The sequence below is a fragment of the Actinomadura sp. CNU-125 genome (assembly GCF_001942465.1).
GTDB lineage: Bacteria > Actinomycetota > Actinomycetes > Streptosporangiales > Streptosporangiaceae > Spirillospora.
Genome location: NZ_MKJY01000171.1, coordinates 1 through 11,096, shown reverse-complemented (window position 1 = coordinate 11,096; position 11,096 = coordinate 1). Strand labels below are relative to the sequence as shown.

The 11,096-nt window shown below is 73.2% G+C and carries 10 protein-coding genes and 2 pseudogenes; 8 read left to right on the top strand and 4 right to left on the bottom strand.

From position 1 onward, the window contains the following. From BJF79_RS20625 to BJF79_RS20610, 4 genes and pseudogenes are all read left to right on the top strand, one after another. Positions 1 to 145: DAK2 domain-containing protein (locus tag BJF79_RS20625; RefSeq protein WP_143220063.1), on the top strand; the 145-nt coding region annotated here is incomplete at its 5' end. Continuing rightward, positions 145 to 600, top strand: coding sequence for a PTS-dependent dihydroxyacetone kinase phosphotransferase subunit DhaM (locus tag BJF79_RS20620; RefSeq protein ID WP_262402332.1), 456 nt, complete (start codon positions 145 to 147; stop codon positions 598 to 600). The genes BJF79_RS20625 and BJF79_RS20620, both read left to right, overlap by 1 nt. An 11-nt stretch (positions 601 to 611) precedes the next feature. Next, a pseudogene (pcrA, locus tag BJF79_RS20615) lies at positions 612 to 2,875 on the top strand (DNA helicase PcrA). A 9-nt stretch (positions 2,876 to 2,884) separates the two neighbouring features. Next, complete coding sequence (locus BJF79_RS20610) at positions 2,885 to 3,439, top strand: GNAT family N-acetyltransferase (protein WP_075899684.1); 555 nt, start codon at positions 2,885 to 2,887, stop codon at positions 3,437 to 3,439. Positions 3,440 to 3,455: 16 nt separating this feature from the next. Here the strand turns inward: BJF79_RS20610 and BJF79_RS20605 are convergent, their stop codons facing one another. From BJF79_RS20605 to BJF79_RS20595, 3 genes are all read right to left on the bottom strand, one after another. Continuing rightward, a complete protein-coding gene (locus tag BJF79_RS20605; RefSeq protein ID WP_075899682.1) occupies positions 3,456 to 3,809 on the bottom strand; it encodes a hypothetical protein in 354 nt (117 codons plus the stop codon). Between the two features lie 146 nt (positions 3,810 to 3,955). Next, the gene (locus BJF79_RS20600) at positions 3,956 to 4,339 is read right to left on the bottom strand and encodes a hypothetical protein (RefSeq protein WP_262402331.1); all 384 of its coding nucleotides are present in this window, start codon (positions 4,337 to 4,339) and stop codon (positions 3,956 to 3,958) included. Further along, entirely contained in the window at positions 4,336 to 4,638 is a 303-nt protein-coding gene (locus tag BJF79_RS20595; protein ID WP_262402330.1) for a DUF1778 domain-containing protein, read from the bottom strand. Before BJF79_RS20595 ends, BJF79_RS20600 begins: the two co-directional genes overlap by 4 nt. 126 nt (positions 4,639 to 4,764) lie before the next feature. Between BJF79_RS20595 and BJF79_RS20590 the strand changes: the two genes are divergently transcribed. Further along, positions 4,765 to 5,532, top strand: coding sequence for a sulfite exporter TauE/SafE family protein (locus BJF79_RS20590; protein ID WP_075899678.1), 768 nt, complete (start codon positions 4,765 to 4,767; stop codon positions 5,530 to 5,532). 30 nt (positions 5,533 to 5,562) lie between these two features. Here the strand turns inward: BJF79_RS20590 and BJF79_RS20585 are convergent, their stop codons facing one another. Further along, the gene (locus BJF79_RS20585; RefSeq protein ID WP_262402329.1) at positions 5,563 to 6,672 is read right to left on the bottom strand and encodes a glycoside hydrolase family 15; all 1,110 of its coding nucleotides are present in this window, start codon (positions 6,670 to 6,672) and stop codon (positions 5,563 to 5,565) included. 717 nt (positions 6,673 to 7,389) lie between these two features. Between BJF79_RS20585 and sucC the strand changes: the two are divergent. The 3 genes and pseudogenes from sucC to BJF79_RS20570 form a co-directional block, all read left to right on the top strand. Beyond that, a pseudogene (sucC, locus tag BJF79_RS20580) lies at positions 7,390 to 8,567 on the top strand (ADP-forming succinate--CoA ligase subunit beta). 2 nt (positions 8,568 to 8,569) lie between these two features. Beyond that, complete coding sequence (gene sucD, locus BJF79_RS20575; protein WP_075899676.1) at positions 8,570 to 9,457, top strand: succinate--CoA ligase subunit alpha; 888 nt, start codon at positions 8,570 to 8,572, stop codon at positions 9,455 to 9,457. Positions 9,458 to 9,608: 151 nt separating this feature from the next. Further along, positions 9,609 to 11,096, top strand: a 1,488-nt coding sequence (locus tag BJF79_RS20570) for a DUF6350 family protein (protein WP_187357030.1), incomplete at its 3' end; no start/stop codon positions are given.

Genomic DNA, 11,096 nt, shown 5'->3' with positions numbered 1-11,096 from the left:
GGCCGGGGCGGACGCGACCGTCCCGATGCGGGCCCGCAAGGGGCGGGCCAGCTACCTGGGCGAACGCAGCGTCGGGCACCTCGACCCGGGGGCCGCGTCCACCGCGCTCGTCCTGCGGGCGCTCGCCGAGACCCTGGAGGGCTGATGGTCGGGATCGTGATCGTCGCGCACAGCCGGACGCTCGCCGAGGGCGTCGCCGAGGTCGCGCGGGCGATGGGCGTCGGCAAGGCCGTCGTGGAGCCCGCCGGAGGAGACACCGACGGCGGCCTCGGGACGAGCATCGTGGCGGTCGAACGGGCCGTCGAGGCGGCGTCCGACGGGGACGCCGGGGTGCTGCTGCTCGCCGACGTCGGCAGTTCCGTGCTGACCGCCGAGATGGTCGTCGAGGACGCCCGCGAGGGCACCGTCGTGCTCGCGGACGCGCCGCTGGTCGAGGGGGTCGATCGCGGCGGCGTCGCTGGCCGCCGCGGGCGCGGACCTCGCCGCCGTGCGCGCCGCGGCCGAGTCGGCCCGCGAGCACCGCAAGCGGGTCTGACGTCCCGCGCCGGGGCGGGCCCGGGTCCGGGCGAACGCGCCGAATCCGGGTCCGCGGCGCCGTAGACTCGCACATGATGTCGAAGATTGAAGCCCACCCCTTGCTCGACGGCCTGAACGAGCAGCAGCGCGCCGCCGTCGTCCACTCCGGCGGACCCCTGCTGATCGTCGCGGGCGCCGGGTCCGGGAAGACGCGCGTGCTGACCCACCGCATCGCCCACCTGCTCGGCGAGACGGGGGACGTGCACCCCGGCCAGATCCTCGCGATCACGTTCACCAACAAGGCCGCGGCGGAGATGAAGGAGCGCGTCGACGCCCTCGTCGGGCCGCGTTCGCGCGCCATGTGGGTGATGACGTTCCACTCCGCCTGCGTGCGGATCCTGCGCCGCGAGGCCAAGCGGCTCGGCTTCCCGACGAGCTTCTCGATCTACGACCAGGCGGACGCGCAGCGCCTCATGGCGCTCGTCTGCCGGGAGCTCGACCTCGACCCGAAGCGGTACCCGCCGAAGTCGTTCAGCGCCCAGGTGTCGAACCTGAAGAACGAGCTGATCGACTACGAGACGGCGAAGCGCGCGCGTCCTCGCACATGGAGCAGACGCTCGCCGAGGCGTACGAGATGTACCAAGCGCGGCTCCAGCAGGCCGGCGCGATGGACTTCGACGACCTGATCATGATGACGGTCAACCTGCTGCAGGTGTTCCCGGAGGCCGCCGAGCACTACCGGCGCCGGTTCCGGCACGTCATGGTGGACGAGTACCAGGACACGAACCACGCGCAGTACGAGCTCGTCCGGGAGCTGACCAAGCCGGTCGAGGGGGTCGGGGCCGCCGAGCTGTGCGTCGTCGGCGACGCCGACCAGTCGATCTACGCGTTCCGCGGCGCGACGATCCGCAACATCCTGGAGTTCGAGCGCGACTACCCGGACGCGACGACGATCCTGCTGGAGCAGAACTACCGCTCCACGCAGACGATCCTGACGGCCGCGAACGCCGTCATCGAGCGCAACGCCGACCGCAAGCCGAAGCGGCTCTGGTCCGACCAGGGCGAGGGCGCGAAGATCACCGGCTACGTCGCCGACAACGAGCACGACGAGGCCGCGTTCGTCGCCCAGGAGGTCGACAAGCTCACCGACGCGGGCGACGCGAAGCCCGGCGACGTCGCCGTCTTCTACCGGACGAACGCGCAGTCCCGCGTCTTCGAGGAAGTGTTCATCCGCACCGGCCTGCCCTACAAGGTCGTCGGCGGCGTCCGCTTCTACGAGCGCAAGGAGATCCGCGACCTCCTCGCCTACCTGCGCGTCCTCGCCAACCCCGAGGACACCGTGTCGCTGCGGCGCATCCTGAACGTGCCGAAGCGCGGCATCGGCGACCGCGCGGAGGCGTGCGTCGAGGCGCACGCGTCCCGCGAGCGGACGTCGTTCTGGCAGGCGCTGCGCAGCCCCGAGGACGTTCCGGGGATGGCGACCCGCTCGCTCAACTCCGTCCGCGAGTTCGTCCTCCTGCTGGACGAGCTGCGCGCGGCGGCCGAGTCGGTGTCGCCCGCCGAGCTGATCGGGCTCGTCCTCGACAAGAGCGGCTACCTCGCCGAACTGCAGGCGTCCAAGGACCCGCAGGACGAGACGCGCATCGAGAACCTCCAGGAACTGGAGGCGGTCGCCCGCGAGTTCGAGGAGCGCCTCGACGGCGAGTCGCCCGAGGGACGCCTGCCCGAGTTCCTCGAACAGGTGGCGCTGGTCGCCGACGCCGACTCGATCCCGGGCGGCGCCAAGGGCGCGCCCGTCCCGCCGGGGGAGCAGCCGGAGGAGACCGACCAGGGCGTCGTCACGCTGATGACCCTGCACACCGCGAAGGGGCTGGAGTTCCCCGTCGTCTTCCTCACCGGCATGGAGGACGGCGTCTTCCCGCACCTGCGCGCCATGAGCAACCCCAAGGAACTCGAAGAGGAACGACGCCTCGCCTACGTCGGGATCACCCGCGCCAGGCAGCGCCTGTACCTTTCCCGGGCGACGATGCGCAGTTCGTGGGGCGCACCCCAGGTGAACCCCCCGTCGCGGTTCCTGGGGGAGGTGCCGAAGCCGCTCGTCGAGTGGGAGCGGGAGGCGTCGTCCGCGACGGGTTCCGCGTCGACCCGGATGGCCGCACGTCCGGGCGTCCGGTCGCCGGGGGCGCGCGCGGTGCCGTCCCTGTCGCCGGGTGACAAGGTCACGCACGACTCGTTCGGGCTCGGCACGGTCGTGTCCGTGGACGGTGCGGGCGACAAGGCCGCCGCGAGCGTCGACTTCGGCGGCGAGTACGGCGTGAAGCGGCTCGTCCTGCGGTTCGCGCCAGTCGAGAAACTCTGAGGACCCCCCATGTTCGCTCATCCGCTCGCCGACGGCGCCGAGCTGCGCCCGCTGGAACCCTGGCAGGCCGCCGAGTTCGCCGAGCACGTCGACCGCGTCCGCGCCGACATCGTCCGGTACGTCCCGTTCGGCCGGGAGGTCGTGGACGCGGCGAGCGCCCGCGCGTTCCTGCAGCGGTACGCCGACCGGCAGGCCGCCGACCAGGGCCGCATCTACGGCATCTGGGTGGACGGCGTCCTGGCGGGCGGCACGCTGTTCCGCGTCTTCGACGCCGACCGGGGCGTGTGCGAGGCCGGGGTGTGGCTCGACCGGGCGGCGCGGGGCCGCGGGCTGGTCACCACCGCGTGCCGGACGATGCTCGGCTGGGCGTTCGGCACGCGCGGCATGGCCCGCGTCGAGTGGCTCTGCGACCCCGCGAACGACGCCAGCATCGCCGTCGCGAAGCGCCTCGGCATGACGCTGGAAGGCGTCCAGCGGAAGGCGTACATCGACGACGGCGAGTCCCGCGACCTGCAGGTTTGGGCGATCCTCGACGACGAGTGGGCGGCGCTCGGCGGGCGCTGACTCAGCGGGCCCTGACTCAGCGGGCGCCGATCTCGCCGTGCCCCCGCCACGGACGGACGAGCGCGCACAGCGCCGCCGCGGTCAGTGCGAGCGCGCCGAGCATCACCAGGGCCATCGGCAGCGAGCTGTCCTCGCCGAACAGGCCGACGAGCGGGGAGGCGAGCGCGCCGAGGGCGAACTGGAGGCCGCCGAGCAGCGCGGACGCCGCGCCGGGCGTCGCCCGTCCGAGGGTCTGGCCGAGGCTCATCGTGGCGGGGAACAGCATGCCGATGCCCCACAGGACGGCGAACAGGGTGATCCACGTCCCGGCGAACGACTCGCCGACGAGGACGACGTGCAGCACCTGCGCCACCGCGCGGGCCAGCACCATCCCGGCCGCCGCGGCGATTCAGGGGGTGCCCAGTGCCGCCCGCAGGTCCTTGATCATCAGCAGCAGGTGCAGGGGGTCGGTGGGGCTCGCCTCGAAGCGTGCCTGCCGGAGGTAGAAGCCGCGCGCCTTCTCGTTTTCGCAATGGATCAGGAGGGCGCGGACGCGACGAGGTCGGCGGTCGCCTCGACCCGGCGCAGAGCGTCGGCGAGCAGCCGTCGTCCGAGGCCGGCTCCTTGGGCGCGCAGGTCCACACCGAGACGGGTCAGGAGGATGACGGGTTGGTCGTAGCCGCCTGCTCCGCGTAATAACCGACGTGGCGCGTCCGCACGTCCGACACTGCCCGCGGCCAGCGCGTAGTAGCCGGCCACCGCCTCGCTCACGAGGTCTTCGACCACGTAGACCCGGGACGTTCCCGAGGCGTGCGCCTGCAACGCATGCCGGGTGAGCCAGTCGCTCTGTGCCGGGGAACCGCAGTCGAAGCCGTCCCGAGTGTGGTCGCGGTTCAGTGGCCGGACGGTCGACAGCTTCATTCGTCCTCGCCCGGAGGCGTCTCGTTCAGCAGTTCGCGGAGGCCCTCCGGTGCATGTGCGGACCGGTTCAGTGCTTCGTCGAACGCGGTCCAGGCGTCCGCGTCAAGAGTGAAGGCTCGGCGATCGGCGAGGATGTCGGCCGCGGCCGCCGTCGCCGCCGACAGGACGAACGCCGACACACTGGTGTGCTCCGCCTCGGACGCCGCCTCGAGCAGGCTCTTCTGCTCCGCGTCCACCCGCACGTTGATGCGTTCGTCCTTCATCGCCATAAGAGGAGTGTACGTACGTTGTGCATCCATGAAAAGTAGCGTACCGATTACTCAACGTATTCACCGAAGAATTCGGGGTCAGAAGCCAAGGGGGTGCGGGCGCCGGGTAAGGTCAGGTGTTTCTTTTGCTTTGAGTCCTTACCCCCGGGGGCCGCGGTGGACGTTGAGCAGGTGCTGCTGCTGCTGGTCGCGGCGCTGGCGGCGGGGTGGGTGGACGCGGTGGTCGGCGGCGGCGGGCTGATCCAGCTGCCCGCGCTGCTGGTGGCGGTGCCCGGGCAGCCGGTCGCGGCGGCGCTGGCGACGAACAAGCTCGGCTCGATCGCCGGGACGACGTCCGCGGCCGTCGCCTACCTGCGGAAGGCGAAACCGGACACGAAGGTCGCGGTCCCGGCGGGCGTCCTCGCGGTCGCCTGCGCGGCCGTCGGGGCGCTGTGCGCGGCGGCGATCTCCTCGGCGGTGCTGAAACCGGTCATCATGATCGTGCTGCTGGCCGTCGCGGCGATCGTGGTGCTCAAGCCCGACCTCGGACGGGCGCCGCGGCTCGTCCTGCGCACGCGCCGCCGGGTGGCCGCCGCGGTGCTGGTGCCCGGGGTGCTCATCGCGTTCTACGACGGGCTCGTCGGCCCCGGAACCGGGACGTTCCTGGTCATCGCCTTCACCACGATCCTCGGCATGGACTTCGTGAACGCCTCGGCCACCTCGAAGATCATCAACGCCGGGACGAACCTCGGCGCGCTCGCGGTGTTCGCCGCCCAGGGGCACGTCCTGTGGGCGATCGGGCTGGCGATGGCCGTCTGCAACGCCGCCGGGGCCTGGCTGGGCGCGCGGACGGCGATCAACCGCGGCGCCGGGTTCGTCCGGATCGTCCTGCTGTGCGTGGTGGGGGCGCTCGTCGCGAAACTCGCCTGGGAGCAGTTCGGCTAGCCGCTCCGTCCTCCCCGCCCGCCTGCCCGGCTACGGGGGCGGGATCGGCAGCGGGTCCTCCAGCGCCGCCAGCGACAGGACGACCATGGACGCGGTCCACCCGAGGGGCGCGACGCCCGCCTGGTGCCCGTCCGGCCCGACCTTCTCCGGCAGCACCCCCAGGGACGTGCGGTGCCCGCGCAGCCAGTCGAGGCGCTCCAGCGCGGTCTCGGTGCGCCCGGACGCCGCGGCGGCGAGGCCGAACAGCGCCACCTCGGGCGTCCAGGCGACCTCCTTGTTGCCCGGCCACTCCTCGCCCGGCAGGACGCCGCCGTTCGGGAGCGCCTGCTCGGCGAACGCGTGCGAGATCGCGGCGGTCACGCCCGCGTCGCGGGGCGCGAACGGCGGTGCGACGAACGTCACGGACGTGTCCATCCGGCCGCCGCGCACGGGGGAGCGCGGGTACCCGAAGGGCGCGAACTGGTGGGCGAGGGCGCCCGACAGCCGGTCGGCGGCGCGGCCCCACCGGTCCGCCTCCGCGTCCGCGCCCTCCCCGTACGCGATGGCCGCGGCGGACCGCAGGCCCGCCAGGACGGGCCCGACGACGCCGAGCGTGGGCCGCCGCGGGTCCTCCTCGGTGCGGGGATCGCGCTCCCAGTAGTCGGACGACGCGGGCGGCAGCCCCTCGGCGTCCAGCGACAGCGCGAGGTGGTCGGCGGCCCGCCGCACCATCGTCCACAGCTCCCCGGCGACGTCCGCGTCGGGCGTCTCCGCCTGGTAGAACCACGCCGCCCACAGCATCCAGCCGAGCGCGTCGAGCTGCCGGTCGCGGCCGTCGGTGACCGGGCGGCCGTCCACGTGGTAGCGGGCCGCCCACGTGCCGTCGGGGTCCTGGGCGCGGGCCATGAACCCCAGGATCGAGCGGGCCTCCGCCGGATGCCCGGACACCGTGAACGCGGCGGCGGTGAACGCGGAGTCGCGCGGCCAGGAGTACCGCCACAGCCCGTACCAGGACGCCTGCGACGCGCCGTTCGGCCGGGTGAGCAGCCGCAGGTCCAGCAGGGCGCGGGACGCCATCGCGGTGTAGCGGTCGCCGAGGCCGCCGGTTGGAACGGTCCCGGAGTCGAGCCAGGCGCGGTCGGCGCGCACGGCGGCGTCCACCCGCGGGTCGTTCGCCGCGACCGTGATCGGCTCGCCGCCGCCCGGCGGGATCAGCCGGACGCGGCCGTCCCTGAGCCGGACGACCGAGCTGCCGGGCAGGTAGGACGCGCCGAGGGCGTCCTGGGGCCGGAGCGGGGCGCCGTAGTACGGCGCGCCCCCGCCGCCGACGAGCCCGGGGCTGGACCAGGCGGGGACGCCGGGCGGTGCGACGGCGGCTCCGCGTCGCGACGAGCGCGGCGGCCGTCACGCCGATCATGAGCCGGCGCAGCCGCCGGACGCCCGTGCGGCGCGGCGCCCGGCGCCGTGCCGTTCCCGCGACCGCCGCGGCCCCTGCGGCCGCCGCGGCGGCCCGCGCGGGAGCCGGGCCGTCCGGGCGCCGTCGCGATTCTCGCGGTCGCGCTCGGCTCGTCCGACATCGCCCTCTGTCTCCCCCCGTTGGCCCCACCGGCGGTCAGAGTTCCCCGGGGCGGCGAAAGAAGTACATCAAACTACGTCAATCGGTTCATCCTCCTCAGGGACAGACGTCCCCTCCTCCCCGGGAAGCACACCCGACCTTCCGCTCAGAGGCCGACATATGCCCCCGGCGGCATCACCACGCAGGCGGGTTGACTAGGCTGCATCGACGGAGCGGACCGCTAGAGTGCCGGCCGCACGGAAACCCGTGTAACCCCCACTCGTGTGGTCACATTTGGCTGTCAATCCGTAAAAGGAAGCCTCGTGGACCTGTTCGAACATCAGGCGAAGGAACTCTTCGCCGAGTACGGGGTACCGGTGCCTACCGGCAAGGTCGCCCATACTCCCCAGGAAGCCCGGGCCATCGCGGCGGAGCTGTTCGCCGCGGGAAGCTCGAAGGTCGTCGTCAAGGCCCAGGTGAAGACCGGGGGCCGCGGGAAGGCCGGCGGCGTCAAGCTCGCCGACAACGCCGACGAGGCCCAAGAGCTCGCGACCCGCATCCTCGGCATGGACATCAAGGGCCACACGGTCCACAAGGTCCTGATCGAGGAAGGCAGCGCCATCGCGCAGGAGTACTACTTCTCCTTCCTGCTCGACCGCGCCAACCGGACCTTCCTCTCCATCTGCTCCGTCGAGGGCGGCGTGGAGATCGAGGAGGTGCCGCACGACCGGCTCGCCATGGTGCCGGTCTCCCCGCAGGACGCATCGACCGGGCCAAGGCCCGCGCGATCGCCGAAGAGGGCCGCCTCCCGCAGGAGGCCCTGGACGGAGCCGCCGAGCTCATCGAGCGCCTCTGGGCCGTGTTCACCGACGAGGACGCCAGCCTCGTCGAGGTGAACCCGCTGATCCTCACCGCCGACGGCCAGGTGAAGGCGCTCGACGGCAAGGTCACCCTGGACGAGAACGCCGCGTTCCGCCAGGAGCACGACAAGCTGGAGGACAAGGCCGCCGCGGACCCGCTGGAGGCCGCCGCCAAGGCCAAGGACCTCAACTACGTCAAGCTCGACGGCAGCGTCGGCATCATCGGCAACGGCGCGGGCCTGGTCATGTCCACCCTCGACGTCGTGTCGTACGCGGGCGAGGAGTTCGGCGGCCAGAAGCCCGCGAACTTCCTCGACATCGGCGGCGGCGCGTCCGCCGAGGTCATGGCCGACAGCCTGGAGATCGTCCTGTCTGACCCGGACGTCAAGTCGGTGTTCGTCAACGTCTTCGGCGGCATCACCGCCTGCGACGCAGTCGCCAACGGCATCGTCTCGGCCTACAAGCTGCTGGCCGACCGCGGCGAGACCGTCAACCGCCCGCTGGTCGTCCGGCTGGACGGCAACAACGCCGAGCTCGGCCGCGAGATCCTCACGGACGCGGCGCTGAACGGCGTGCAGCAGGTCGACACCATGGACGACGCGGCCAAGCGCGCCGCGGAACTCGCAGCGGCAGGTGCATGAGCATGGCCATCTGGCTCACCGAGAACAGCAAGATCATCGTTCAGGGCATCACCGGCTCCGAGGGCACCAAGCACGGCCGCCGGATGCTCGCCTCCGGCGCCGAGGTCGTCGGCGGCGTGAACGCCCGTAAGGCCGGCCAGTCCGTCGACTTCGACGGCACCAGCCTCCCGGTGTTCGGCACCGTCGCCGAGGCGATGGCCGAGACCGGCGCGGACGTCTCCGTCGTGTTCGTCCCGCCGAAGTTCACCAAGGACGCCGTCGTCGAGGCCGTCGACGCCGAGATCCCGCTCTGCGTCGTCATCACCGAGGGCATCCCGGTGCACGACACGGCCTTCTTCTGGTCGTACGCGGAGTCCAAGGGCAACAAGACCCGCATCATCGGGCCGAACTGCCCCGGCATCGCCTCCCCGGGCAAGTCCAACGCGGGCATCATCCCCGCCGACATCACCACGCCCGGCCGCATCGGCCTGGTGTCGAAGTCGGGCACGCTCACGTACCAGATGATGTACGAGCTGCGCGACATCGGCTTCTCCACCTGCGTCGGCATCGGCGGCGACCCGATCATCGGGACCACCCACATCGACGCGCTCAAGGCGTTCCAGGACGACCCGGAGACCGACGCCATCGTCATGATCGGCGAGATCGGCGGCGACGCCGAGGAGCGCGCGGCCGCCTACATCGAGCAGAACGTGACCAAGCCGGTCGTCGGCTACGTCGCCGGGTTCACCGCCCCCGAGGGCAAGACGATGGGCCACGCCGGCGCCATCGTGTCCGGTTCGTCCGGCACCGCGGAGGCGAAGAAGGAAGCGCTGGAGAAGGTCGGCGTCCGCGTCGGCAAGACCCCCAGCGAGACCGCCCGCCTCATGCGCGAGATCATGAAGAACCTCTGATCACCCGATCAGGCCACGAAAGACGCCCGAGCCGCCCGGCGGCCCGGGCGTCTTTCGCGTCCGGGCGCCTTTCCGCGTCCGTGGGCACGACAAAGGCGACACGCCGGGCTTGCGGGGCCGCCCGTCGCGGCGGTGGTGCCAGCATGGGCGGGTGAGCGATGCGAGAACCCGGGAAGCGGCGCCCGCCCGGCGGGACGGGGAACGGCGGCAAGCCCGCGGCGGGCCCGACCGGCAGCGCGGCGGGACGGGACGGCCGCTGCCGGTGTCCGGGCTCGTCGCGGCGCTGTGGTGCATCGGCATCGGCCTCGCCGTGCTCACCACGGTCACGCTCGTCGGCTGGATCGCCGCGCCCCGCACCGCGTTCGGCGGCGGGCTGCCCGGCGTGTTCCGGGCGGCCGTGAACTTCTGGCTCATCTCGCACCACGCCGGGTTCTCCTCCGGGCACGGACGGGTCGGGCTGCTGCCGCTCGGCGTGCTGATCGTCCCCGGGGCGCTGCTGTACCGGGGCGGCGCGTGGATGATCCGCGGGATCGGGCTGCCGGACCGGCCGCGCGTCGCGGTCGCGCGGGTCGCGGCGGAGCTGGCCGTCCCGTACGCGGCGCTCGCCGGGGCGCTCGCGCTGGCGGCGTCCGCCCCCACGATGCGTCCGTCCGCGTGGCAGGCGCTCGTCGCGTGCGGCACGGTCGCGGTCGTCGCGGGCGGGCTGGGCGCGCGCGGGCCGTGGTGGCGGCGCAGGTCGCGGCGGAGGCGCGCGGCCGCCGCGTCCCTCGGGCGCGGCGCGCTGCTGCGGCTGCTGCCCGAACGGCCCCGCTCGCTGGTGATCGGCGTCGCGGGCGCGGCGGCGGTCCTGCTCGCCTCGGGCGCGCTGCTCGCCGCGGTGTCCCTGGCCCTGCACCTGAAGGACGCCGAGCACCTCTACGACATGCTCGGCCCCGGCATCGTCGGGGGCGTCCTCCTGCTGCTGGTCGAACTCGCGTTCCTCCCGAACATGGTCATCTGGGGCATGTCGTACGCGATCGGTCCCGGGTTCTCGGTCGGCTCGGGCACCACGGTGTCCCCGACCGGCGTCTACCTCGACGTCGTCCCGGCGTTCCCGCCGCTCGCCGCACTGCCCGAGCCCGGCCCCGCCCCGGCGGCGTCCCTGCTCGCCCTCGCCGCGCCGTTCGTCGCGGGCGCCGTCGGCGGGGTGCTGACCGTCCGGTCGACGCCCAGCTCCGCGAACGAAGCGGCCCCGCTGTGGGGGTTCGTGACGGGCGCGCTGACGGGCGTCGTCGCGGCGCTGCTCGCGGCCCTGTCGGGCGGCCCGCTCGGCGGCGGGCGGATGGCCACCGTCGGGCCGTCGCCGTGGCAGGTCGGCCTGATGGCGACGCTGGAGGTCGGCATCTCCGCCGCGATCGTCGCGTGGTGGGCGAACTGGCGGCTGACCGGCCGTCCCGACACCGCGGACGTTCCGCGCCGCCGCCCCCGCCGGACGGCCAAGCCCGCGAAGGCACCGAAGGCGCCGAAGGCCGCGGCCGTCGCGGAGGCCGCGGAGACCGCCGAGGTCGCGGCGCCGACCGTCCCGACCGTCCCGGACGCGCCGGAACCGCCGCCGCCCTCGCCGACGAGGTCCCCGTACGTGCCGGGCCCGCTGGAGTTC